Source organism: Aeromonas jandaei (genome assembly GCF_037890695.1).
Lineage (GTDB): Bacteria > Pseudomonadota > Gammaproteobacteria > Enterobacterales > Aeromonadaceae > Aeromonas > Aeromonas jandaei.
Window position 1 is genome coordinate 418,136 of record NZ_CP149571.1, and the last position, 23,118, is coordinate 441,253.

At 57.5% G+C, this 23,118-nt stretch carries 24 protein-coding genes; 1 reads left to right on the top strand and 23 read right to left on the bottom strand.

Annotated elements, in window-relative coordinates; all coding sequences use genetic code 11:
* Positions 1-85: 85 nt before the first annotated feature.
* From murG to WE862_RS02100, 11 genes are all read right to left on the bottom strand, one after another.
* A complete protein-coding gene (murG, locus tag WE862_RS02050; protein ID WP_042033180.1) occupies positions 86-1,168 on the bottom strand; it encodes an undecaprenyldiphospho-muramoylpentapeptide beta-N-acetylglucosaminyltransferase in 1,083 nt (360 codons plus the stop codon).
* Positions 1,168-2,349, bottom strand: coding sequence for a cell division protein FtsW (gene ftsW / locus WE862_RS02055; RefSeq protein WP_041210684.1), 1,182 nt, complete (start codon positions 2,347-2,349; stop codon positions 1,168-1,170). Before ftsW ends, murG begins: the two co-directional genes overlap by 1 nt.
* Positions 2,346-3,629 carry a UDP-N-acetylmuramoyl-L-alanine--D-glutamate ligase gene (gene murD / locus WE862_RS02060; RefSeq protein ID WP_042033179.1) on the bottom strand — a complete coding sequence of 428 codons (1,284 nt, stop codon included), beginning with the start codon at positions 3,627-3,629 and terminating at the stop codon, positions 2,346-2,348. Before murD ends, ftsW begins: the two co-directional genes overlap by 4 nt.
* A 4-nt stretch (positions 3,630-3,633) precedes the next feature.
* Positions 3,634-4,716 (bottom strand): phospho-N-acetylmuramoyl-pentapeptide-transferase, encoded by a 1,083-nt coding sequence (gene mraY, locus WE862_RS02065; RefSeq protein WP_042033178.1) that lies wholly within the window; start codon positions 4,714-4,716, stop codon positions 3,634-3,636.
* The gene (gene murF, locus WE862_RS02070) at positions 4,710-6,065 is read right to left on the bottom strand and encodes a UDP-N-acetylmuramoyl-tripeptide--D-alanyl-D-alanine ligase (protein ID WP_042033177.1); all 1,356 of its coding nucleotides are present in this window, start codon (positions 6,063-6,065) and stop codon (positions 4,710-4,712) included. Before murF ends, mraY begins: the two co-directional genes overlap by 7 nt.
* Positions 6,062-7,546, bottom strand: a complete 1,485-nt coding sequence (gene murE, locus WE862_RS02075) for a UDP-N-acetylmuramoyl-L-alanyl-D-glutamate--2,6-diaminopimelate ligase (RefSeq protein ID WP_042033288.1) — start codon at positions 7,544-7,546, stop codon at positions 6,062-6,064. Before murE ends, murF begins: the two co-directional genes overlap by 4 nt.
* Positions 7,527-9,281 (bottom strand): penicillin-binding transpeptidase domain-containing protein, encoded by a 1,755-nt coding sequence (locus WE862_RS02080; protein WP_033115391.1) that lies wholly within the window; start codon positions 9,279-9,281, stop codon positions 7,527-7,529. Before WE862_RS02080 ends, murE begins: the two co-directional genes overlap by 20 nt.
* On the bottom strand, positions 9,278-9,592 hold the full coding sequence (gene ftsL / locus WE862_RS02085; protein WP_005341708.1) for a cell division protein FtsL: 315 nt from the start codon (positions 9,590-9,592) through the stop codon (positions 9,278-9,280). Before ftsL ends, WE862_RS02080 begins: the two co-directional genes overlap by 4 nt.
* A 3-nt stretch (positions 9,593-9,595) precedes the next feature.
* Positions 9,596-10,534 (bottom strand): 16S rRNA (cytosine(1402)-N(4))-methyltransferase RsmH, encoded by a 939-nt coding sequence (gene rsmH / locus WE862_RS02090; RefSeq protein WP_042033176.1) that lies wholly within the window; start codon positions 10,532-10,534, stop codon positions 9,596-9,598.
* Complete coding sequence (gene mraZ, locus WE862_RS02095) at positions 10,535-10,993, bottom strand: division/cell wall cluster transcriptional repressor MraZ (protein ID WP_033115394.1); 459 nt, start codon at positions 10,991-10,993, stop codon at positions 10,535-10,537.
* Positions 10,994-11,230: 237 nt separating this feature from the next.
* On the bottom strand, positions 11,231-11,443 hold the full coding sequence (locus WE862_RS02100; protein ID WP_225628314.1) for a hypothetical protein: 213 nt from the start codon (positions 11,441-11,443) through the stop codon (positions 11,231-11,233).
* 194 nt (positions 11,444-11,637) lie between these two features.
* Between WE862_RS02100 and WE862_RS02105 the strand changes: the two genes are divergently transcribed.
* Positions 11,638-12,648 (top strand): lytic transglycosylase domain-containing protein, encoded by a 1,011-nt coding sequence (locus WE862_RS02105; RefSeq protein ID WP_225628452.1) that lies wholly within the window; start codon positions 11,638-11,640, stop codon positions 12,646-12,648.
* A 380-nt stretch (positions 12,649-13,028) separates the two neighbouring features.
* Here WE862_RS02105 and lafU read toward each other — a convergent pair whose 3' ends face one another.
* The 12 genes from lafU to WE862_RS02165 form a co-directional block, all read right to left on the bottom strand.
* Positions 13,029-13,976 carry a lateral flagellar motor protein LafU gene (gene lafU / locus WE862_RS02110; RefSeq protein ID WP_042030082.1) on the bottom strand — a complete coding sequence of 316 codons (948 nt, stop codon included), beginning with the start codon at positions 13,974-13,976 and terminating at the stop codon, positions 13,029-13,031.
* Positions 13,976-14,833: a lateral flagellar motor stator protein LafT gene (gene lafT, locus WE862_RS02115; protein WP_033115397.1), complete on the bottom strand. Its 858-nt coding sequence runs from the start codon at positions 14,831-14,833 to the stop codon at positions 13,976-13,978. Before lafT ends, lafU begins: the two co-directional genes overlap by 1 nt.
* A gap of 47 nt (positions 14,834-14,880) precedes the next feature.
* On the bottom strand, positions 14,881-15,591 hold the full coding sequence (gene lafS / locus WE862_RS02120) for a lateral flagellar system RNA polymerase sigma factor LafS (RefSeq protein ID WP_033115398.1): 711 nt from the start codon (positions 15,589-15,591) through the stop codon (positions 14,881-14,883).
* 7 nt (positions 15,592-15,598) lie between these two features.
* On the bottom strand, positions 15,599-16,057 hold the full coding sequence (lafF, locus tag WE862_RS02125) for a lateral flagellar basal body-associated protein LafF (RefSeq protein ID WP_042030211.1): 459 nt from the start codon (positions 16,055-16,057) through the stop codon (positions 15,599-15,601).
* 35 nt (positions 16,058-16,092) lie between these two features.
* Positions 16,093-17,181, bottom strand: a complete 1,089-nt coding sequence (locus WE862_RS02130) for a flagellar hook-length control protein FliK (RefSeq protein ID WP_269780155.1) — start codon at positions 17,179-17,181, stop codon at positions 16,093-16,095.
* The gene (locus WE862_RS02135) at positions 17,178-17,516 is read right to left on the bottom strand and encodes a hypothetical protein (RefSeq protein WP_042030084.1); all 339 of its coding nucleotides are present in this window, start codon (positions 17,514-17,516) and stop codon (positions 17,178-17,180) included. The genes WE862_RS02130 and WE862_RS02135 overlap by 4 nt, the downstream gene beginning before the upstream one ends.
* 121 nt (positions 17,517-17,637) lie before the next feature.
* The gene (gene lafC / locus WE862_RS02140; protein WP_033115401.1) at positions 17,638-18,030 is read right to left on the bottom strand and encodes a lateral flagellar export chaperone LafC; all 393 of its coding nucleotides are present in this window, start codon (positions 18,028-18,030) and stop codon (positions 17,638-17,640) included.
* Between the two features lie 46 nt (positions 18,031-18,076).
* A complete protein-coding gene (gene lafB / locus WE862_RS02145) occupies positions 18,077-19,360 on the bottom strand; it encodes a lateral flagellar capping protein LafB (protein WP_042030212.1) in 1,284 nt (427 codons plus the stop codon).
* 112 nt (positions 19,361-19,472) lie between these two features.
* Positions 19,473-20,312, bottom strand: a complete 840-nt coding sequence (gene lafA, locus WE862_RS02150; protein WP_042030085.1) for a lateral flagellin LafA — start codon at positions 20,310-20,312, stop codon at positions 19,473-19,475.
* A 188-nt stretch (positions 20,313-20,500) separates the two neighbouring features.
* Entirely contained in the window at positions 20,501-20,776 is a 276-nt protein-coding gene (locus WE862_RS02155) for a hypothetical protein (RefSeq protein WP_042030086.1), read from the bottom strand.
* Positions 20,773-22,059 (bottom strand): motility associated factor glycosyltransferase family protein, encoded by a 1,287-nt coding sequence (locus tag WE862_RS02160; RefSeq protein WP_042030088.1) that lies wholly within the window; start codon positions 22,057-22,059, stop codon positions 20,773-20,775. Before WE862_RS02160 ends, WE862_RS02155 begins: the two co-directional genes overlap by 4 nt.
* Before the next feature lie 52 nt (positions 22,060-22,111).
* A complete protein-coding gene (locus WE862_RS02165) occupies positions 22,112-23,116 on the bottom strand; it encodes a hypothetical protein (protein WP_225628312.1) in 1,005 nt (334 codons plus the stop codon).
* Between the last annotated feature and the right edge of the window lie 2 nt (positions 23,117-23,118).

The following is a 23,118-nucleotide window of genomic DNA, read 5'->3' on the forward strand; positions in this document are numbered from 1 at the left end:
CATGTACCGTCAAAGCCCGGCTGTACGGCGGCATCAATACATACAGGTACAAGGCTGCACGGTGTCACCACTGCAACCTTGCTCATTAATCTTTACCACTCTGCCCACTGGCGAGCCGCTTGCACTCATCGGCAACCCGCTCGGCCGCATCGGTAATAGCGACACGACGGGCGGCTTTGGCCATGTTAAACAGCGTCTCCCTGCGCCCGGCGAGCCAGGAGAGACGCGCCGCCAGCGAGGCGGTGGTCAACTCGGACTGGGGCAGGAACTCAGCCGCACCGCCATCGACCAGAGTCAGGGCGTTGCGGGTCTGGTGATCATCCACTGCATGGGGCAGCGGCACAAAGATGGCAGCCACACCGGCAGCAGCCACTTCGGAGACGGTCAGGGCTCCCGCCCGGCAGACCACCAGGTCGGCCCAGGCATAGGCACCCGCCATATCCTTGATAAATTCGCTTACCTCGGCATTGATACCGTGTTGGGCATAGGCTGCGCTGACGGTGTCGCCATTGCCCTTGCCGCACTGGTGACGCACCTCGATAGGCACACCAGCCGCAGCAACCGCTGCGGGCACCTGCTCGTTGAGCACGCGAGCCCCCAGACTTCCGCCCACGATCAGCAGATGCAACGGCTCACTGCTGCTTCGCAGTTGCGGATCCGGCAGTGCGACCACTTCGGGGCGAACCGGGTTACCCACAACGGCGGTGCGGCGGCTCGGTGCAAACGCCCCCGGAAATGCCATGAGCACCCGCTTGGCGATACGCGCCAGCAGCTTGTTGGTCAGACCGGCTGCTGCATTCTGCTCGTGCAGCAGCAACGGGATGCCGGAGAACCATGCCGCGACACCACCCGGGCCGGAGGCAAAGCCACCCATGCCGAGCACTACATCCGGGCGAATGGTTTTGAGCACCTGACGCGCCTGCAGCACGGATTTCACGATGCGATAAGGCGCCGCCAGCAGCCGCTTGATGCCGTTGCCACGCACCCCCTGAATATCGATAAAGGAGATGGGATAGCCATGGGCTGGTACCAGCTCGGCTTCCATCCGGTCGGCGGTGCCCAGCCAGTGGACAGTCCAGCCCTGCTCCTTCAATCGATCGGCTACGGCCAGACCCGGGAAGACATGTCCCCCGGTACCACCTGCCATCACCAACAGCGTCTTGCTCACTAAACCTCCCGCACCCGCGCCTGGGCTGTCGCCTGACGCAACTCAAAATCGATTCGAATCAACATGCTCACTGCCACCGTCATGATGATGAGACTGGAGCCACCGTAACTCACGAGCGGCAAGGTCAACCCTTTGGTCGGCATCATGCCGCTGGCCGCGCCAACGTTAACGAAGGTCTGGAAACTGAACCAGATCCCGATACCGATGGCCAGATAACCGTCATAGAGGCGATCGGCAGCAAGAGCCTTGTGGCCCAGCTTCAACGCCTTGACCGCTAGGGCGAAGATCAAGAACAGGGCACCCAGCACACCGGCATAGCCGAGCTCTTCACCGAGGATCGCAAAGACGAAGTCGGTATGCGCTTCCGGCAGGTACTCCATCTTCTGGATGGAGTTGCCCAGCCCTTCGCCGAACCAGCTGCCGCGGCCAAACGCCATCAGCGACTGGGTCAACTGGTAGCCGCTGCCAAACGGATCAGCCCAGGGATCCATAAAGGAGGTAACCCGCCGCATCCGGTAAGGCTCGACGATGATCAGCATCACCACGGCACCGACCCCGGCACCGATCAGGGTCAGAAACTGGCCGAGTCGGGCCCCCGCCAGAAAAAGCATGCCAAACGAGGTCACGAACATCACCACGGTGGAACCCAAGTCAGGCTGCAGCAGCAACAGGACGGCCAGCACCCCGAATACCGCTAGCGGCTTGAGGAAGCCAATCCAGGCTTCACGCACCTCGTTCTGGCGCCGCACCAGATAACCGGCCAGATAGACAAAGAGCGCCAGCTTGCCGAATTCGGCAGGCTGCAGGTTGAACGGGCCAAGCGGTAACCAGCGCACCGCACCGTTGACGTTGCGCCCCACCAGTAGCACCAGCACCAGCATCAGAATGGCCAGCAGCAGCATGGGGCCATTGTGTTCCTGCCAGCGTGCCATCGGCACCTGCAACACGAACCAGGAGATGCCGAGCGCCATCACCAGAAACATGGCGTGACGTTTCACGAACATGAAGGGATCGTCACCCAGAGAGATCCCCTCGGGGATCGAGGCGGATGCCACGATCACCACCCCAAGCGCCATCAGCGCAAGCGCCAGCACGACCAGCTGCCGATCATAGAGACCGGCGGGACGCGCCGGTAACAACCAGCGCTGGAAAAGACCTGCAGCTGCGCGAAGGGCGTTCATAGCGCCATCACCATCTCGGTGAAGCGATCGCCGCGCACCTCGAACGACTTGAACTGATCCAGGCTGGCACAGGCGGGCGCCAGCAGCACCCAGTCACCGGGCCTGGCATCGGCAGCCGCCTTGGCAACGGCGGCAGCAAGGTCGGCCACCCGTTCAGTCTGCTCACCCAGTGCCAGCAGCACCTCGGCATCTTGGCCGAAGCAGTACATGTGATCGATCTGGTTGCCCAGCAGCGCCTGAATGGGACCAAAATCCTGCCCCTTTCCCTGACCACCTGCCAGCAGCAACAGACGCCCCCTGACCGACTCGCGTACACCGGCCACGGCAGCCAGAGTCGCCCCCACGTTGGTCGCCTTGGAGTCGTTGATCCAGCGCACCCCGTTCACCTCGCGCACGAAGCGGGCACGGTGCGGCAGCCCCTCAAAACGGCGCAACACGGTGAGTTGCGCCGCGCGGGGAATGCCAACTGCATCGCACAGCGCCATGGCGGCAAGGGCGTTGGCCTGATTGTGGGCGCCGACGATCTTCATCTCATCCACCGCGATCAGGGGCTCGCCGTGCAGGGTCAGCCAGTAACGACCATCCAGCAGGCAGCGGCCGTAACCATTGCAGTCGAGACCAAAGCTCTGCCACACCTGACCCACATCAGGCAGGGTCTGGGCATCGTCACGGTTGACCAGAATGTGTTTGGAGTTCTGATGGATCTCCATCTTGGCGGCGCGGTAATCGGCCATGCCCTGATAGCGATCCATATGATCTTCGGAGAGGTTTAGCACCACGGAGGCGGCAGCGCGCAGGCTGTAGGTGGTCTCGAGCTGGAAGCTGGAGAGCTCCAGCACGCAGAGATCCATCGGCTGCTTGAGCAGATCGAGCGCCGGTGTACCGATATTGCCGCCCACACCCACATTGAGTCCGGCTTCGGCAATCATCTCGCCCACCAGCGTGGTCACGGTGCTCTTGCCGTTGGAGCCGGTGATGGCGATGACCGGTGTCTGGGTCTCGCGCACAAACAGCTCGATATCCCCGATTATCTGCACACCCCGTTCGGCTGCGGCTTTCAATTCGGGGGTCGCCAAGGCAATGCCCGGGCTCGCTACGATCATATGTGCCTGCTTGAGCCGCTCTTCATCCAGCCCGTGAATGAGCTCCACTTCTGGCGGCAGCTGATCCTTGCCGGGCGGGTTGGCACGGGTATCCATCACCAGCGGCGTGACGCCACGGCCGAGGAAGTAGTCGACGCAGGAGAGTCCGGTTTTACCCAATCCGATGATGATGACCATGGCCTTACCTCACCTTCAGGGTGGCAAGCCCCAGCAGCACCAGCACGAGGGTGATGATCCAGAAGCGCACGATAACGCGCGGCTCCGGCCAGCCCTTCTTCTCGTAGTGGTGATGGATCGGCGCCATGCGGAAGATCCGCACGCCGCGCAGCTTGTATGACCCCACCTGCAGGATCACCGAGACGGTCTCCATCACGAAGACCCCGCCCATGATCACCAGCAGAAACTCCTGACGAACCAGCACGGCGATGGTACCGAGCGCGCCGCCCAGCGCCAGCGAACCGACGTCGCCCATGAAGACCTGCGCCGGATAGGTGTTGAACCAGAGGAAGCCCAGACCCGCACCGACGATGGCGGTACAGACGATCACCAGTTCGGAGGTATAGGGAACATAGGGAATATGCAGGTAACTGGCGAAGTTGACGTTGCCGGTTGCCCAGGCGATAAACGCAAAGCCGCCCGCCACCATCACGGTCGGCATGATGGCCAAACCATCCAGACCATCGGTCAGGTTGACCGCATTGGAGGTACCGACGATGACAAAGTAGGTCAGCAGGATGAACATCAGGCCAAGTTGCGGCATCACATCCTTGAGGAAGGGCACCACCAGCTGGGTCTGACCATCGTGGGTAGCGGTGGCATAGAGGAATACAGCCACTCCCAGCGCAACGGCGGATTGCCAGAAGTACTTCCAGCGAGCGATCAGACCGTCAGTGTTCTTGCGCACCACCTTGAGGTAGTCGTCGGCAAAGCCGATGGCACCGTAGGCGCCCAGCACAAACAGCACCAGCCAGACATAGGGGTTGTCGAGGCGGCACCAGAGCAACACGGAAGTGAAGATGGCGGCAATGATCATCAGGCCACCCATGGTCGGGGTACCCCGCTTGCTGAGGTGAGACTCGGGACCATCGTTGCGAATCACCTGACCGAACTTCAGGATCTGCAGGCGACGAATGAGGCGCGGCCCCATCCAGAGCGCGACACCCAGACCGGTAATGATCGACAGGATGGCGCGAAACGTCAGGTAGGAGAAGACGTTGAAGAAGGTTAAGTGCGGGGTGAGCAGTTCAGCCAGCCAGACTAGCATGCGGCTGACTCCTGATGGTCGACGACCATCTTGACGATATCTTCCATGCGGGAGCCACGGGCACCTTTGACCAGAATCGAAATTTCCTGATGTGTATTAATCATTTGCGCAAGCACTTCAAACAACGACGCCTTGTTATCGAAATGTCGGCCAGCCGCGGCATCTGCGGTATGGCGACTCTCTTCTCCCACTGTCAGCACGGCATCCAGACCGCACTCGCGGGCATGATGGCCAACCCGGGCATGTTGCTCGGCAGACTCCTCACCCAGTTCCCGCATGTCACCGAACACCAGCACCTTGAAGCCGCTCATGGCGGTCAGGGCATCGATGCCCGCCAGCACGGACTCCACGCTGGCGTTGTAGGTATCGTCCACCAGAGTCAGACCGCCCCAGTGCTGAACACAGAAGCGTCCCTTGACCGGAGCCATCTGCTCCAGACCGGCTTTGACCGAGGCCAGAGAAGCACCGAGTGCCAGGGTACCGGCAGCAGCAGCCAGCGCATTGGCCACGTTATGGCGGCCGGGGATCGCCAGAGTCAGGCTCACCTCGCCTTGCGGGGTCACCATAACGAACTCGGCACAACCCTGAGCGTTGAGAACCACATCGCGAGCATGGAACGGCTGGCTCTGATCCTCGATGGAGAAGGCGCAGCGAATGCCACGCTCGCGCCACTTCGGCCAGAATTCGTTGTCGGCGTTGACGATGGCGGTGCCGCCGGCGCTCAAGCCCTCAAAAATTTCGCTCTTGGCGTGGTAGATCCCCTCAAGAGAGCCGAAGCCCTCAAGATGGGCAGCTGCAACGTTGTTGATGATGGCGGCATCCGGTTTGGCCAGCGAGGTAGTCCAGGCGATCTCGCCCTTGTGGTTTGCTCCCAGCTCCATCACCGCAAACTTGTGTTGCGGTTCGAGGCGCAGCAGGGTGAGCGGTACGCCCACTTCATTGTTGAAGTTGCCGGCGGTGGCCAGCACCTCTCCTTCATGACGCAGGATGGCGGTCGCCATCTCCTTCACCGTGGTCTTGCCACAGCTGCCGGTGATAGCCAGCACTTTCGGGTTGATGCGCTCACGCACCAGTTTGCCGAGACGGCCCAGCCCCTTGAGGGTATCGGCTACCACCAGTTGGGGAATGGCAAGCGGCAGTTCGCGCTCGACCAGCAGAGCAGAGGCCCCTGCAGCCAGCGCCTGCTCGCAAAAGTCGTGGGCATCGAAGCGCTCGCCGCGCAGTGCAACGAACAGAGCGCCAGCACCCAAAGTACGGGTATCGGTGCTGACTGCAGTAATCTCGCCATCTTCACCAATCAGACGGGCATCGAGCACCTGCGCCAGGTCGGCAAGCCTGAGGGTCATCATTTGAATGACTCCATTAATGTGTGCAAAGCAGCCGCGACGGTTTCCCGGTCGCTATAGTGCCGCTTGTCGGTTCCAATGATTTGATAATCCTCGTGGCCTTTGCCGGCCACCAGAATGATGTCCTGTTTGCTCGCCTGACGGATAGCCAGGTTGATCGCCTTGACCCGATCGTGCTCGACCTGCACCGCAGCAGGATCGCGAAGGCCCGCCACCATGTCGGCCATGATCCGGGCCGGCTCCTCGGTACGGGGATTGTCGTCGGTCAGGATCACGCGATCCGCATACTGTTCAGCCATGGCTGCCATCATGGGGCGCTTGCCGCGATCCCGATCCCCCCCACAACCGACCAGACACCAGAGCTGGCCTTTGCAATGCACGCGCAGTGCTTGCAGCGCCTTGTCCAGCGCGTCCGGAGTATGGGCATAATCGACCACGGCAAGGGGCGCATCACCGCCGCCAAAGCACTCCATGCGACCGGTCACCGGCTGCAATTTCGGGGCAGTTGCCAGCAGCTCGTCGATGTCATAGCCGAGTACCAACATGGCCCCCATCGCCGCCAGCACATTGCTGACGTTGAAGCGCCCGAGCAAGGGGGCGGATAATACACCATTCCCCCAGCTGGAGTTAATCTGCGCGCGAAAACCTTGCTGGTGAAAATCGAGTTGCTGCGCCGTTAACTGACGGCCGGAATGGTTTTCAATCGGGCCATTAACGCTGAACGCCACAGCTAAGGGATATTTTTCGAGCCACTTGGCACCCAATTCGTCATCCCGGTTGATCACCGCATTCGGCTCATCGACCAGCTGCAGCAGTTGCTCCTTGGCGGCACCATAGGCCTCCATGGAGCCGTGGTAGTCGAGGTGATCCCGACTCAGATTGGTGAAGACCGCGGCAGCAAACGGCAAGGCGGCAACCCGATGTTGCACCAGACCGTGGCTGGAGACCTCCATCGCCACCAGATCCGCCCCCTGCTCTTGCAGGGCGGCCAGATTGGCTTGCACCTGAACGGCGCTGCCAGTGGTGTTTTCCGCTTCGATCAGGTTGCCAAACAGACCGTTGCCGATGGTACCCATCACGCCAGCCTTGCCACCCAGCAGAGTGCGCCAGTTGGCGACCAGCAGCGCTGTTGTGCTCTTGCCGTTGGTCCCCGTGATCCCCACCAGCTCCAGTTTTTTGGCTGGCTGATCGTAGAAATAGCCTGCGAGGGCGGAGAGATGAGCAGGCAAATCGCGCATCCCGATGCAGGGAACGGAAACTGCTGGCGCAATAAATTCACCGTCCTCCTCAAACACAACAGCGGTCGCTCCCTGAGCCACCGCCTGTTCGATAAACCGTCTGCCGTCCACCTGATGGCCGCGAATGGCCACGAAGAGAGAGCCGGGGCCGACCCGCCGGCTATCCAGCTGGATATCGGTCAGGGCAAGCGCCGGCGCCGTAATGCCGAAGGGGCGCAGGAATGAATCAAGTGCGCGGTGCAACAGGAGCCTCCGTACTGGCGAGTTTGGTGGGTACCGAAGGGGGTACCGCATCCGGACGAATATTGAAAAGTTGCAGTACCCCGCCCATGGCCTCTGCAAACGGCGGGGTCGCCACGGCGCCACCATAGTAGGCGCTGCCTTTTGGCTCGTTGATTACCACCACCATGACGAAACGGGGATCACTGGCCGGGGCGAAGCCGGCAAACCAGGCCATGTAATCCTTGCCATAGCCACCTGCAACGGCGACCTTGGCGGTACCACTCTTGCCGCCTACCCGGTAGCCCGGGATCTTGGCCTTGGGAATGGCGTTATCGACCACATACTCCAGTGCCTGCAGCATGGCGGAGGCGTTGTTGTGGTCGATCACCTGCTCACCCTTGGGCGGCGTGGTGACCTTGACGATGGAGATGGGCACCCGCTTGCCCTTGTTGGCCAGGGTGGCGTAGGCAGAAGCCAGTTGCAGCGGGGTAACCCGCAGACCATAACCAAACGAAAGAGTCGCCCGCTCGATATCGGACCAGCGGCGACGCTGGGGCAGCATGCCGCTGCTCTCGCCCATCAGGCCGCTACCGGTATCCATGCCGAAGCCAAACATGCTGAGGGTATTGATCATCTCCTGCGCCGGCATCCGCAGTGCGATGCGCGACATACCGATGTTGGAGGAGTAGCGCAGAATGTCGTAGAGGTTGGTCGCCCGGTGGATACTGACATCCTTAATCTGCTTGGCGCCGATAAAGAGCGGCCCGCCCTGAATGAAGTCTTTCCAGCTGGTAACTCCAGCTTGCAAGGCACTGAGCAAAATCAATGGTTTGACAGTGGAGCCCGGCTCGTAGGTATCGGTGACCACCCGGTTGCGCACCCGGAAGCTCTGATACTGACCGCGGTTGTTCGGGTTGTAGGAGGGGGTGTTGACCATGGCGAGCACTTCACCGGTCTTGATATCCAGCATCACCATGGAGCCGGATGTCGCCTTGTTCTCGTCGGTGGCCCGCTTGAGCGCACGATAAGCCAGCGCCTGTACCCGTTGATCGATACTGAGCTGCAGATCGTTGGCGTTCTTGCCCTCCTTGACGATGCCAAGGCGTTCGATGACCCGCCCCTGACGATCCTTGCGCACCCGCATCTCGCCCGGTGTTGCGGTCAGCCACTCGTCATAGCTGCGCTCGATACCTTCGATACCGTGGCCATCGATGTTGGTCACCCCAACCAGATGGGCACTGATCTCGCCAGTCGGATAGAAACGGCGCGACTCGGGACGCAGATAGACACCACCCAGCTTGAGCCCCTTGATATATTCCGAAACGGCAGGGGTCACCTGACGCTGCAGATAGACAAAACGCTTGCTGGGATTGGCGATCCGTTGTTTTAGGGTATTGATGTCGATCTTGAGCACGGCAGAGAGCGCCATCCAGGCTCGCTCGTTGTGAATCGCGCCAGACTCGTGCACCGTCTTGGGGTCTGCCCAGACCGCTTCGACCGGCACGGATACAGCCAGCTGTTCACCGTTGCGATCGGTGATCATGCCGCGCACCGCCTGGGTAGAGGTGGTACGCAGGGAGCGCATGTCCCCCTCCTGGCGCAGGCGGTCAGGGTTGATCACCTGGATCCAGGCCAGTCGCAGGATCAGCCCAACAAATGCGATGCCGATGAATACGACCAGCGTGCGAAAGCGCCACGGATAGATCGAGGGCGCTTTGACGTTCGCTTTGGCAGCTTTGGCTGTAGCCTTGCGTTTCATGGCAGGGTAATTACCTTCTCGGTGGTCACCAGAGGGCGACCCATTTGTAACTTATCCATCGCCAGAGTGGCCACCCGGGAATGTTCTGCCAGGGTGCCCTGCTCCAGCAGGAGGTGACGCCATTCGATATTGAGGCGATCCTCTTCGGCCATCAGGTCGTTCTGTTTGGCAGTCAGGCCGCGCGTCATGTTGGTCACCAGGATCACGGCAAATGCAGTCACCAGTACGGCGACCGACAACAGGATCTGCAGCTTGTGCCGCCAGAGATCCGCAACGATCTCCTTGGCAAGGTGGACACGCACTTCGCTCATTGCTTACTCCGCCAGACGCTCGGCGACCCGCAGCACAGAGCTGCGCGACCGGGTATTTTCCGACACTTCATGATCAGAAGGCTTGAGAGCCTTGCCGACCGACTTCAATTTGCGACCGCCAGCCAGCTGGGCCTCGGTCAACGGAATGCCGTAGGGTACTTCCGGTCCTTTCTCGTGCTTGCGAATAAAATGCTTCACCAAGCGGTCCTCCAGCGAATGGAAGCTGATCACCGACAGACGACCGTGCGGAGCCAGCACCTCCAGCGCACCGTTGAGCGCGGTTTCGATCTCGTCCAGCTCACTGTTGATGTAGATGCGGATAGCCTGGAAGCTGCGGGTCGCGGCGTGCTTGCCCTTCTCCTTGCTCGGATTGACCCGGGCAATCATCTCGGCCAGCTGGCGGGTGCGCACGTAAGGCTCGGTAACCCGGTCGTGCACGATGGCGCGGGCAATCTTCTTGGCAAAACGCTCCTCACCGAAGGTCTTCAATACCCAGGCGATATCGTCTACATCAGCCTTGGCCAGCCACTCGGCGGCGCTCTGACCGGAAGTGGGGTCCATCCGCATATCGAGCGGACCGTCTTTCATAAAGCTGAAGCCACGTTCGGCATCATCCAGCTGGGGAGATGAAACCCCCAGATCGAGCAGAAAACCGTCCACCTTGCCCAGCAAACCGCGCTTGCTGAGATAGCTGGTGATACCGGAGAAGGGGCCATGCACAATCTCGAAACGCGGATCCTGGATCTTGGCAGCCTCGGCGATCGCCTGCGGATCGCGATCGATGGCGATCAAACGGCCGTTAGGGCCAAGGTGTTGCAGGATCAGACGAGAATGACCACCACGGCCAAAAGTACCGTCGACATAGATACCGTCCGGCTTGATGGCCAGACCTTCGACGGCTTCGTGCAGCAGCACTGTGATGTGTTCAGCGGCTTGGGTCATTTATAAAGAGAAATCCTGTAGTCGTGGTGAGCTTGCCCAATCGTCCCCGGGCAGACCCAAGATGTCGTCATTGACCTGTTGCTGCCAGCGGGCTTCATCCCACAGCTCAAATTTGTTGAGCTGGCCCACCAGCATGATCTTCTTGTCCAGCCCCGCATGGTTGCGCAGTGGCTGGCTGAGCAGCAGACGGCCATTGCCATCCAGCTCGCATTCGGTCGCATGCCCGAGCAACAGCCGCTGCAAGCGGCGTTCGGCGGGATTCATGCTGGAAAGGGTCTTGAGCTTGCGCTCGACCTCTTCCCACTCGTTCAGGGGGTAAAGCAGCAGACAGGGGTGGGCAATATCGATGGTGCAGACCAGCTGGCCGTCGCTTTCATCGCGCAGCCAGTCACGAAACTTGGTCGGAATCGCCAGTCGCCCTTTGCTGTCCAGGCTGATGGCGTGAGCGCCACGCAACAAATTTCTGTCCCTGAAGGTGAGTAAACGGGCGAGCCGCCCCTTTTAAAACCACTTTGATCCACTTTTCCCCACCTTGAAGTTTAAGGACGTGGAGGGGGCTTTTCAAGCAAGGAGATCGGCCAGAGGGAACATATTGACGCAGCATTTGCGGGTTACGGATTGAGTGGGTTGATTTTCCACGAGTTATTTGTGGCGACAGAAAATACGATTAATAAAAAAGCTGTGGGTGAGCGGTTACTATCTGGGAGAGATGATGAAACGGAACAGCACAACGGCGCAGAGCAAAATACTGACGCAGATCACCGGATAGATGATATAGCCATCTTTGGAACGGCGGGCACGCAAAGAGACCAGATGACAAAGCAGCAGGTTGTAAATTATCAGCAGCGTAGTCAGCAGGATATTGACGGCAAAGGTCAGCTCGTGGGCAAACGCGATGTAAAGCCCCATGAGAATAAAATTGGCGAGGATCAGATATAGCAAAAACTTCTGGATTGCTTTACCTGCATTTGGGCTCTTTTTTACTCGTGTTATCATGCTTGCCACGTCCTGGATTACACATGATCAGACGACCCTAAATTCAGAAAACTGTTGAGATACATGATGTTTTTATTATTGTGCGATCCTTGTTCAACAAATTCACAATGACCAGGTTCATTTTCTTTTTACTAAGCGCGATGTTAATAACATCCACATCTTGTCACGCTTATAACAATTATCAATGGCAAACCGGCTTCCCTCCTCCGATACGTGGAGAGGGGGTCGAGCTGGTTAGTCAACAGCAAGCCTTTCTGCTTGCCCAGCGCCCCTATCTGCAACAACGTCTTGCCGAAACCCAACCCATCATCCGCTGGATCTCGGAACAGGTGCAGGAACGCAAACTTCCGCCCCTGCTGGCTTTTGTCCCTTTGCTGGAAAGCAGCTACCGCCTTGATGTTGTCTCTGCCGCTGGCGCAGCAGGCCCCTGGCAACTCATGCCCGATACGGCCAGGCGTTTTGCCGTGCCTATCAATAGTTCATTCGATGGCCGTTATTCACTGCCATTGGCAACCGACGCAGCTCTGACTTACCTTGGCTGGCTCTCTCGTTTCTTTGGCGGGGACTGGTTGCTGGCGCTGGCTGCTTATAACGCTGGAGAAGGGCGAGTGCTGAATGCGGTATTGAAAGCTGGCACCCGAAATATCTGGGCTCTGGATCTGCCGGCGGAAACGCGGGTTTACGTTGCTCGCTTTATTGCCCTTGCCAGAGTACTCGACATGGCAAGTATCCACCACTTCCAGTTGCCGCCATGGAAAAGTGGCAACGACCTGAAGGTTTTTCGCAATCCGGAAGGCTGTTCGCTGCCTGCCTGGGCTCAGGCCAAAGGTGTATCCATGAATGAGGCCAGCCGATGGAATCCGGCATGGCAGCTCCCGGTACCGGCAGGAATAACCAATTGCCCGGTTGTTTACAGCAAAGCAAAAGCCCCGGTCACGACACCACAGCGGGGCAGCGGCAAGCTCATCTTCAAAGCCGTTTCGCTGGAGAGCCTGCATGACCCGCTGCTGCTGAAGACAGCCAGAGGGCTTGATATGAGCCGTGGTGAGCTCAGGCTGGAACGTCAGCCTGATCCTCTTGGGATGACTCTGAAGCGGCCGTTGATTGCGGTACCCTGAAGCTGTGCCGCCAATGGCTCAATACCGGCGCAAGGTCAATTTGCTCCGGATGTGACCAGCGCGCCCCATAAAAACAGAGGTGCTGGCCAATGGGGCGGCGATGGGTGATGCGGCATGTCAGTGTAATGCGTGGCAACAGAGAAAGGGTTACTGTCTCGGGCAAAATGAATCTGGCAGGAGCAAGAAAGCCCACCCCACCCGGCCCGATATCCTTGATGACGGCCCGGCCAATGCTCTTGTCAAACAGCAAACCGGATATCAACAGGCGAGCTGCAATACCACAACTCTGCGATTCGAAGGGTGTAGCGCCATCATGGAGATACCAGCGAGGCACCTTTCTTCTCGGGTCATTGTGTGCGGTATGGAACAGAAACTCTGTTTCAGGGGCGTCCATTAACTGTCTTTTCCTTGGCTTGAGTGGCTGCTGCTTTGGTCTCGGCACTGAACAGCTGCTCCAGATTCTGTTCCGCTCTGGTCGTCATAATCAGCAACTCGATACGACGGTTCCGGCTACCCTGTGGATTTTCGCTATCTTCCAGCATGGTGTCAGACATGGCCACCACCTGGGCAATGCGCTCTGGCGGCATGCCCCCCGCCAGCAACACTCGTCTCGCCATCATGGCGCGATCCGATGAAAGCTCCCAGTTGCTGTAGTTTTCACCCGCGAAAGGGGTGCTGTCGGTATGACCCGAGATCATGACCCGGTTTTCCACCCGCTGAAAAATCGGGGCAAGCGCCATCAGCATATGACGAAAGAAGGGGCTAATACGGGCACTGCCGCGGCTATACATTTCGCGATCGGCGTCATCACGGATCAGAATACGCAAACCTTGCGGCACAATCTGAATCTCCAGATTGTTCTTCGCCTGCATTTGCTCAGCAAGATTACCGATAAACCCGGCAAGCTGCTTCATCTGGTGCTCACCTTCCAGCTTGCCGACCAGTAGCTGCTCGTATCCCCCCCCGGGCCCATCAGAAAAGATGCTCTGATTGCGATCCATATGTCTGGGGGTCAGCTGTCCCTTCTGATCAAACTTGGGATTGAGCTCATCGATGACCGAAGGATTGCCGCCCAGATCGACCGGATAGGGGCTATTGCGAATATCAAACGGGTTGGCCTCATTATCCATGATGCTGTAATCGCGCAAGCGGCTGGCTACCATCTCCCGCTCCTCCTGGTTGGAGACTGCCAGGATCCAGAGCACCATGAAAAACGCCATCATGGCCAGAGTAAAGTCGGCAAATGCCACTTTCCATGCCCCTCCACTTTTGGGGGAGCTGTTACGCCTCTGCTGGCGCTTGACGATGATCTGTTCGTGGTTGCGCATTACATCGCCCTGTTGGTCACCCAGTCTTCCAGTTCCAGGAAGCTGGGTTTGACATCAGGTTCGAGAATTTTCCGGCCGGAATCGACCGCCAGCAGAGGCGTCTTGCCACGTAGCTGGGCAATCAGAATGGATTTGATGCACATCAGCAGACCGACCCGGCGTTTGACCATCTCTTCCATAGCGTTACTGATGGGTTCGAGCAGACAGTAGCAGAGGAAAATACCGATAAAGGTACCCACCAGTGCCGCCGCCACATGCACACCGATATTGCTCAGAGGACCATCGAGTTGCTGCATGGTGATAATGATCCCCATAACAGCCGCCAAAATACCGAAGCCGGGGCAGGCCTCGCCGGTTTTGTGAAGTGCATGGGCAGGCTTGAGCATATCCTCCTCAATCGCCATGATCTCCTGCTCCAGGATGGTATCGAGCTCATGAGGAGTGATCTTGCCCATCCCCAGCAGACGAAGGTTGTCGATGATAAAACCGAGCAACTGGGGATCTTCCGAAATTTGCGGGTACATCAGGAACACCGAGCTTTGCTGGGGGTTTTCAATGTGCTCGTCCAGCGCTTTCATCCCCTTGTTGCGCGTCTCCTCCAGCAACTGGTGCATCAGCGTAAGCAACTCGCGGTAGACCTCACGCTCTTCCTTGTTGGGCTTGAAGCACATCTTCAACTGCGCCCACATCTCGTGCATCACCTCTTTCGAGTTGCCAAGAAACATGGAACCGGCAGCAGCACCCACAATAATGATCAGCTCGGCTGGCTGCCATAAAGCCGCAAGGTTGCCACCTGCCATCATGAAGCCGCCCAGCACGCATATTAATATGACGCCGATGCCAATCTGTTTTTGCATGAATGCTCCCGAATTCTACAACCACCCCCACGAATCATGGGGCACTACTATATGGAGTCGACCAATCGCTGCTTGAGCTGAAGTACACATTGCTTGTGCAATTGGCAAACCCGCGACTCGGTCAGCCCCAGCACTAGCGCAATCTCTTTCATATTCAGCTCCTGCTGATAGTAGAGAGAGAGCAGCAGCTGTTCCCGCTTGTCGAGGAGAGTCAGCGCCTTGCTGATGGTCATGGCCATATCGACATCATCTGATTCGGTTGCTGGCGCCCTTCCGCCATTTTCCAGCCACTCTTCAAGGCTCTGCAAAGCCTCAGCCTGACTGGCATATGCCAGCTGGCGTACCTCTTCGATGGTGCAGTTCAACGCAGCGGCAAGCTCTTGCTCGGTTGGCGCCCGGCCCAACCGGTTATGCAGGTCTCGCTGGACTTGATTGTGGCTATGTACCTGCTGGCGCAGTTGACGAGGCCGCCAGTCGAGTCGACGCAATTCATCGAGCATGGCGCCCCGGATCCGCTTGAAGGCATAGCTTTCAAACTGGACATCCGGTTCGCTACCGTAACGACGCCAGGCCTCCAGCAACCCCATCATGCCGACCTGCTCCATATCCTCCTGATCAAAGCAGGCGGAAACCTGGCTGCGCAGGTGGCTGGCGGCTCGCTTAACGAGCGGCAGATAGCGGGTCAGAATGGCCTGCTCGCCGGTACGTGGCGGAGAAGAAGTGAACTCGTGAGGGGCATCCCAGTCGACATCGATCATATCTGTCTTATTGCACCAGAACCTTGGTGATTAGCACTTCGTCGAGGTAGGTCTTGTAACCGTAACCTTGCAAGGTGGTGACCAGTTTGGCGAGCAGGGAACCCTGCAAAGAGGTGATATTCTGCAGCTCTTTTTTCACATCATCGTGGGTACGGTGACTGAAATACTGCACCATGGCGTTCCGGATGAGTGGTGTCAGCTCGTTCAGCGTGTTCAGATGCGCCTTGTTGTGAGTCACCAGAGCCAGCTCAAGTACCAGATAGTGAGACTCAACCCCGCCATCCAGACTGATGACGAAGCGCTCCATCGGCTTGAACAACGGAGTGGCACTCAACTCTGGCTTGGGCTCTTCAAGACCGAGCCAGACGGCAATGGTATCGCGCTTGAGATAGGCGCCATAGGCAAGTACAAGCAACAGGCAAAGAGCCATGACAACCAACATCAACCACTTCATGATACGGCGCATCATTTTGATTTCACTCTCGATTTAGCCGGTTTAGGTCACACCAGGGTGTTGAGCCATGCACGCTCATCCTGCCCGGCAGTTTCAAATTCATCTTGCCATTGGCGACGGCCCGCCAGGATTTTTTCCTGCTGCCACTTTCCTTGCGCATCGCCTTGTCCACCGCCCTGCCCGACGTTGACTTCAACTCCACCGGCATGGTGAGGAGCCAAACTCATGCGCAACCGCTCCATCGACTGGATCAGCGCGTCCCGAACGGCCGGGTTGGTCACATTGAGTTGAACATTGAGCCGATCACCCTCGACCCGAACGGTCAGTTCGAGTCGACCCAGCTCGGGAGGATCCAGGCGAATATGAGCCTGTTTGATCTGCTGGTTCACCTGCAGCTCGACCTTGTCCTTGAGCACATCGACCAGTTGCTGCCCCCACTGCACCTGGGGCTCGGCCAGTTTGACCGGAGCCCACTGATATTCGGCAACTTTCGGTGCAGGCACTGATATCTGATTGCTCACAATACCTTTGAGGTCAGGAACACCGGACTCCCGCTCCCCTGCACGCTCAACCCCCAGCAGGCTCTGCATGCCGGCGATCGTCTTCTCGCGTATGGCTGCGTCATCACTGCGCGCCGAGGGACGAGCCAGCATTAAACTAGAAAAATCAGTAGCTGCGCGATCGACTCGCTCCTTGTTGCCAGAGACAGGCGTCTCCATGACAGGCTGACTCTTGTCCGTTTCCGGCTGCTTGTACGCAGATAGCGCCCGCAGGGCGGCAGAGACAGAGGGTGTGCTGCCCTGCACATCGTCGCCGGACTCTACATTGCCAGCAGTGGCAGCAGCCACGTTGGAAGAGACGATTGCGGCTCTCGTACCTGCCTCATGCAAAAGAAATGGGGGAAGCATATTACTGAATGCGTCCAGCCGAGCCGTTGCATTGTCAGCAACCTCATCCGGTTCATCCTGTTCTACCTCTTCCTTTATTTCTTTAGTCGCAGGAGCAAGAGATCCCCCTTCCATCAACAGGTCAAGGGGCGGAAATAATCCCCCCTGATCCTCCGGCTGACGAGCAAGACGGGTAAAACCGCTCTGTTCCGGCATCGCCGATGCATCGGGACCGGAAAACTGAATCATGCCCACTCCTGCACCTCTCCGTATGCTTGCAAACCTTCTCTCTTCCGGGACAGCTCATGCCATTCGCGCTCACGCAAGGTCATCTCTTGCCGGCACAGCTGTTGTGCCTCCTGATGCCAGCTGCGAACCTGCGCTCGCGCAGCAGACAATGAGGCCCACAGCTCAGGCTCTTTGGCCATGATCTCGGCAAATCTGGCCAACTTGCTATCGGATAAACGAACGGCATCCCACTGACCGGCATGAGCCTGCTGCAAAATCAGGCGGCCCAGGCCAAGCAGTTGACGCTGGCGTTTATCCAGCTCGGCTGGAAGGTGGGTTGACCCAATCAGTGGCATGCTATTGCTCCCAAAGAAAACAGCTCAGCCAACTAGCAAGGAGCAGGCCATATATGGAACTCGGGTATTTCGGAGCGCACAGGCGGTTTTCGCCCGCATGAGAGGAAGAGGGACTTCCGCCTTAGCGCGGATGACGAGCCATCGCTTCCCAGCCCTCTTTCAGCTCCAGCAGGATGCGGCGCACTTCGGCAAAACCGGCAATATCGTTGGAGACGCTGATCTCGAACAGACGCTGACCGCAGTAGTCATAGAGACGATGCAGATTGCTGGCGAGCTCACCGCCCTTCTCCATGTCGAGTGCGCTGTCGAGCCCCCCCAGGATCTGCAGACACTTGCTGATTGCCTGTCCTTTGCGTTCAAACTGGCGGGCTTGAATATGCCCCTCTGCTCTGGCCATTTCGTCGAGCAGGCCATCCATCAGCATCAACACCAGCTGATGTGGATCCGCACTCGCAGCCTTGGCCTGAGTTGCCGCAAACTGGTAGGCATCATAGCCATCTTGATGTTCAAACATGTAAAACTCGCTTGCTCCGGATGAGGCAGCCAAATAGCAAGACCCGTTACAGGTTGCCCATGGTCTGCATCATCTGATTCATGGTGGTAAATTGGTTGAGGTAGCGCTTATACGCGGAATTCATACGGCGATCCAGCGCTTCCATTCGCTCATTCACCCGCTTTTCACTGGCTTCCAAGCCACTCTTGCGACCTTTGAGTGCGCCATCACGTTTGGTGTAGGGATCCAGAGAATCGCTCATTCGCTTGAGTAGACCATCATCCCCCATCAATGCCTTGCCCAGCAGTTCGGGATCCTTCTCCAGCGCCTTGTTGAAGTCAGTCTCGTTGAAGGAGAGCTTGCCAGTTTTGTCAGTCTTTATGCCCAGACTGCTCAGACTAAGACCGTTGGGCAGATCACGCACACTGTTGGCAAGCATGCTCTTGAGGCTGCGGACACCACTATCGGAAGAGAGTGCCCCGGGAGCCTTGGGGTCACTTGACGTCATCTTGGCAAGCTCATCGACCAGCTCGTTATAGCTGTCTACAAACTTCTTGAGAGAGCCTGTAACTGCCTCTTTATCCTGTTCGACAGTCACCTGCAGAGGCGCATCACCACTTTTCTGGGCTTTGGTGAGCTGGAGGGTCAGGCCGTCGACCACATTTTCAATCTTGTTGCTGGCAGAGGTGATGGTTAACGGGTTGTTCCCGCCCATCTGCAACTTGGCATCCTGGGCTTTGGTGATCTCGCTCTGCTTGGCAACCGCAGTTCCTAGAGAAGAGCCTGCATCACCACTGTACTTCACCGTGATGGCATTCACTTCACCGCTCTCCTTGCTGGTCAACACCATATTGACCTTGCCATCGGTCCGAACCAGTGTGGCTTTAACACCGGGGTTATCCTTGGCATTGTTGATATGAGAAACCAGATCCTTCACGGTTGCACCCGCAGGCAAACTCGCCAGATCGATATCCACACTCTTGCCTTTGACCGTCAGAGAGAAGACGCCATCTGCGGGCAGGGGCGCCGTCTCGCTATCCAGGCTGAGACCAACCTGATGAGACTGGGCCAGCTGTTCCACAAAGAAGTTGTATTGCCCCGAGCTGGCCTTGCCATTGCTCGTCACCGTCATGAGCCCTTCTTGGGACATGGTAGCCTTCTGGGCTTGCAGATTGGATGCCTTGTTCAGATCCTTGAGCATGGTCTGAAAACTCGACAGCTTGGTCGTGAGCGTGCTGATTGCACTCTGCTGCCCCTTGATACTGTCCATCTGCTTTTTCAGCAGCTTGTCCATATTCTGGCGCTCGATAGCTACCAGTTGCATTGCCATGCTGGCCGGATCTATTTGCATCATTACACCCTTATTCTTTGGCATGCCTGTTGGAAAATACCTTTTAGTCCTTTCCAACCGACACGTGTCTGCTAAACAAAAAGCCGCCCCATAGGAGCGGCCATATCAACTGTTAACGCAGCAGGGAAGTTACCATGCCGGTCATCTGGTTGGAGTTGGACAGCACGGACATGCCGGCCTGCATCAACATCTGATTCTTGGTCATGTTGGTGCTCTCCTGGGCGAAGTCGGCATCCATGATGCGACCGTTCGCCATGTCGGTGTTCTCTTTCATGTTGGAAAGGTTGTTGACAGTGTGGTCCAGACGGTTGATGTTGGCACCGAAGGTGGAGCGGGCTTCACCGATCTTCTCCAGCATGCTGTCCATAGCAGTGATCTGGGCAGTCGCATTAGTGGCACTCAAGGTGACGCCAGCGGCACTGGTGATAGCAGTGTTGACAGCTTTCACTTGGGTGGAAGCATTCAGATCCAGCTTCTCGGTGGCACTGGCACCGATCTGGAAGGACACTGCACCGTTTTCGAATTTACCGCCGGCCTTCAGAAGATCTGTGCCACCGAAAGTGGTGTTGTCTCTGATGTTAATCAGCTCTTTCCCCAATTCCTTGAACTCGGAATTCATGGCCGCGATATCTTTATCGCTGTTGGTACCGTTGGCTGCTTGGGTAGCCAGATCCTTCATGCGCTGGGTGATGTTGGTCATCTCGTCCATGGCACCTTCAGCGGTCTGGATCATGGATACGGCATCCTGAGCGTTGCGCATGCCCACTTTTTGACCGTTGGACTGAGCCTGCAGACGGGTGGCGATTTGCAGACCGGCAGCATCATCAGCTGCAGAGTTGATACGCAGACCAGTACCCAGACGCTGCATGGCGGTACCCAGCATCTTGTTGGTGGAGTTCAGCTGGTTCTGGGTGGTCATGGAAGCAAAGTTGGTATGAATGGACAAGCCCATGGTTATTTCCTCGATTTAGGCGCTGCACTGCAGCTTGTTAGGTAGACAAAATAGAAGGACGACCATGGGTTGGAAAAAATTGAACAAAATAGAGGGATTTTTCTTTTTATGCCGAAGAAGGGCATGCTCCGCGACAAAATATCGGGGATGACAAAGTGCCAGCCCCGTAGGAATAACCACAGTGACAATCAACGCAAGGCGCGATCAATATCATCCAGCAGAACTGGAAGTTCAAACTCCAGATAGTCAGACAACCCAACCCAATCGTGACGTACCTGACATTGCAACAACTGCCTTGACAGAAGCAGCAACGAGGATTGCAACTCGACTGGTAGATTCGTCATCAGCGGCGTCAGCAATTGAAGCATCCGCCCGCATTCGAAGCAGGCCTCTTCATCATTTCCCTCACGCAACAAGGCAGCCAATGCATCAGCACCTACCTTGAAACTGGCCACATCGATCATCCGGCAAACTCCTCCTGATAACTGGTACCCAGAATACGAGCCCCGTCTCGGCTGCTATTCATGAAATTCACCTCAGGGTGGCGTTGAATATAAACTTCCAAGCCATTTAGATAGATGCAGAAGCTGAGTAATGTTTTGACTGGCTGACCATGTCCATTAGGTACTGTTCGGCGACCATAGCGAGCATCACTACCCAGTTCGCCATCCTGCCATCCCGTGTGACTTCTACCTTCAGGAAAGGAGAAGTCTGCCCCAAACAGCGTGATGTTGTGAGCCCCCATCCTGACTGCCAGATCGGTGGCGGGGTGAATTACGCTTCCCCCGGTAAAAAGTGATGCTCGCCGCAATTTTTTCTGTAGGCCAGCATAGGTGTCCAACATCTCATAAGCGCCATAACGTGGACCTTGCCATTGTGACAACACCTTGTTGTCCACCATGGGGATATAGACAAGAGCAATATGGGAAGAGTGCTGGGGATCCAGGATACCAAGGTGAATATGCCGATCTATGGTCACCACAATATCGGGTTTGATTCCTTGGGACATCAGAGGGCGTAGCGCCGTGTCGACACAGATGAAAAGAGGACGCTCAGGTCGTTCATAAACCGCTTTCAATGCACTCAGATGATGAGCCAGTGTCGGCCCCGTGGCCACGACATAAGCATCCCGTCCCTTGGCTGTACCGAATAATTGCGCCACATCGGCATCTTTACGCAATAGATCCAAATTGCCAGCCAGACGCTCTGATACCCAGCTCTGCCCGAATTGTTCATTGATAGCCTCAAGCCGACTCTGGATAAGGACTCTATCCCTGATCTTGGCCGCAGATTCATCCGCTAATTCCAATTCCGAACCGAGGAAAAGAAAAGGCGACATGACCAGCTCATTTTCTTCTGCAAGCAACAGGTTCACTCTGGGGTCAGAAAGCCAGTCCAGTTGTTCAGTCAGGTGCAAGACCAGCGCAAAGATAGCGGAATTCATGATCTTGATATTCAGTCGCCGTAGCCGCTTGCGCTTCAGCAATACACGCGGGACATCGCCAAGGCCGGTTCCATACAAGGTCAGCTCCGGCTCCTTGGCCGAAGACATAGCAGCAATCCGTTCAGCCTCCCGTATCCGGTCATGGCGGCTGGTCAGTTGAATGCCATTGATAGCCAGAGTAGAACTGAGGCCTTCAACCAGTTCGGCAGGAACGCTGTTGACGTCCTGCTCTTGCAGGCAGGCCAAGACTGCAGGCCAGCGGCGGGCGATAAGCTCTGCGTGCTGGGGAAAATAGTCGATCATGATGTGTTATGTCACTTGCAGAAGGGGATGAGAGAAAAAAGAAGACGTGGGCTTACGTCAGCAGAGCCACCACATTCTGGCGCGATACATTGGCCTGAGCCAGCAGACCAGACATGGTTCCCATGAAACCGCCATCCTTTAGCTGTTCACTGAGCTTGCCCTGAAGCTGCTCAAGCTCCTGCTGCTTCATGTTCTGGCTACGCGCCTTGACCCGATCGAGCTGCTTGACCATCCGCTGGCGGAACTGCTTCAGCTCCCGTACGGATTGTTCGATTTCCCCAAGCAATCTTCTAAGGCGCTGTTGCTCCTGTCGCAACTCACCTTTGTCGATACCTTCGCCCAGCTGGGTCAACTGCCCCGGCTTTGCCTTGAATTGTACCGGAACAGGGTTTCCGGCCGGAATGCGAATGCCTTCCCCACTAAGCAGAACAGGCTCGTCCAGTTTGCGCCGATGCAACTCCGGAACGCTCAGTTCCAGCTTGCCCAACTCGTTGAGACGCGCCTGAATGTGCTCTTTGCGCAGCGCCCGATCGAGCCTGGATGCGACATCTGCCTCATTGGCTCCTGCTGGTAGGGTCACCTCGATGGCACTGGCGGTTTGCGGGAAAGAGAACACCAGACGCTCGGCACTTGCCTTGGGACTTAGCAGATCGAGCCGATCGGCACTGTAATGAACCCGGCTCTCGGCGGCCGAGGTCAACAAACGCGGCTTCAACTCCGAGGTCAGGGGCGCTTGTGGCCGGGTGAGCTTGTCTTCCAGCTGCTTGAGACGTGTCACCAGATCGCCGCCGGCCTCACGATGCTGACCCAGCTGTTGTTCCAGCCGCTTCAGCTCGCCCCAAACCTGGCTTAATGCCAGCTCACCACCCTGGGCATGGGCGATCCGCTGCTGGGCCGTCCCGATCAATGCCCAACGGTCGAGCCGGACAATATTGGGCTGGCGCTCAACTTTTTTTGCCGGTCGGGATGTGTCCTGAGCAGTCAAGCGTCCGTGCAGCCGCGGTTGAGCGGGCGTCTCGGCCACACCACCCGGACGGGTTTGCTGAATCTGCATCATGA

Excerpts from the sequence above, each read along its gene's own strand:
- murD (WP_042033179.1), bottom strand. The coding sequence starts at position 3,629 with ATGGTCATCATCATCGGATTGGGTAAAACCGGACTCTCCTGCGTCGAC.
- lafS (WP_033115398.1), bottom strand. The coding sequence starts at position 15,591 with ATGATCGATGTCGACTGGGATGCCCCTCACGAGTTCACTTCTTCTCCG.
- WE862_RS02155 (WP_042030086.1), bottom strand. The coding sequence starts at position 20,776 with ATGATCGATGTGGCCAGTTTCAAGGTAGGTGCTGATGCATTGGCTGCC.
- WE862_RS02135 (WP_042030084.1), bottom strand. The coding sequence starts at position 17,516 with ATGCCACTGATTGGGTCAACCCACCTTCCAGCCGAGCTGGATAAACGC.
- lafF (WP_042030211.1), bottom strand. The coding sequence starts at position 16,057 with ATGCGCCGTATCATGAAGTGGTTGATGTTGGTTGTCATGGCTCTTTGC.
- murF (WP_042033177.1), bottom strand. The coding sequence starts at position 6,065 with ATGATGACCCTCAGGCTTGCCGACCTGGCGCAGGTGCTCGATGCCCGT.
- WE862_RS02165 (WP_225628312.1), bottom strand. The coding sequence starts at position 23,116 with ATGATGCAGATTCAGCAAACCCGTCCGGGTGGTGTGGCCGAGACGCCC.
- lafU (WP_042030082.1), bottom strand. The coding sequence starts at position 13,976 with ATGCGCAACCACGAACAGATCATCGTCAAGCGCCAGCAGAGGCGTAAC.
- ftsW (WP_041210684.1), bottom strand. The coding sequence starts at position 2,349 with ATGAACGCCCTTCGCGCAGCTGCAGGTCTTTTCCAGCGCTGGTTGTTA.
- WE862_RS02080 (WP_033115391.1), bottom strand. The coding sequence starts at position 9,281 with ATGAAACGCAAGGCTACAGCCAAAGCTGCCAAAGCGAACGTCAAAGCG.
- WE862_RS02100 (WP_225628314.1), bottom strand. The coding sequence starts at position 11,443 with ATGGGGCTTTACATCGCGTTTGCCCACGAGCTGACCTTTGCCGTCAAT.
- ftsL (WP_005341708.1), bottom strand. The coding sequence starts at position 9,592 with ATGAGCGAAGTGCGTGTCCACCTTGCCAAGGAGATCGTTGCGGATCTC.
- lafT (WP_033115397.1), bottom strand. The coding sequence starts at position 14,833 with ATGCAAAAACAGATTGGCATCGGCGTCATATTAATATGCGTGCTGGGC.
- mraY (WP_042033178.1), bottom strand. The coding sequence starts at position 4,716 with ATGCTAGTCTGGCTGGCTGAACTGCTCACCCCGCACTTAACCTTCTTC.
- lafC (WP_033115401.1), bottom strand. The coding sequence starts at position 18,030 with ATGTTTGAACATCAAGATGGCTATGATGCCTACCAGTTTGCGGCAACT.
- WE862_RS02105 (WP_225628452.1), top strand. The coding sequence starts at position 11,638 with ATGACCAGGTTCATTTTCTTTTTACTAAGCGCGATGTTAATAACATCC.
- WE862_RS02160 (WP_042030088.1), bottom strand. The coding sequence starts at position 22,059 with ATGATCGACTATTTTCCCCAGCACGCAGAGCTTATCGCCCGCCGCTGG.
- lafB (WP_042030212.1), bottom strand. The coding sequence starts at position 19,360 with ATGCAAATAGATCCGGCCAGCATGGCAATGCAACTGGTAGCTATCGAG.
- rsmH (WP_042033176.1), bottom strand. The coding sequence starts at position 10,534 with ATGACCCAAGCCGCTGAACACATCACAGTGCTGCTGCACGAAGCCGTC.
- WE862_RS02130 (WP_269780155.1), bottom strand. The coding sequence starts at position 17,181 with ATGATTCAGTTTTCCGGTCCCGATGCATCGGCGATGCCGGAACAGAGC.
- lafA (WP_042030085.1), bottom strand. The coding sequence starts at position 20,312 with ATGGGCTTGTCCATTCATACCAACTTTGCTTCCATGACCACCCAGAAC.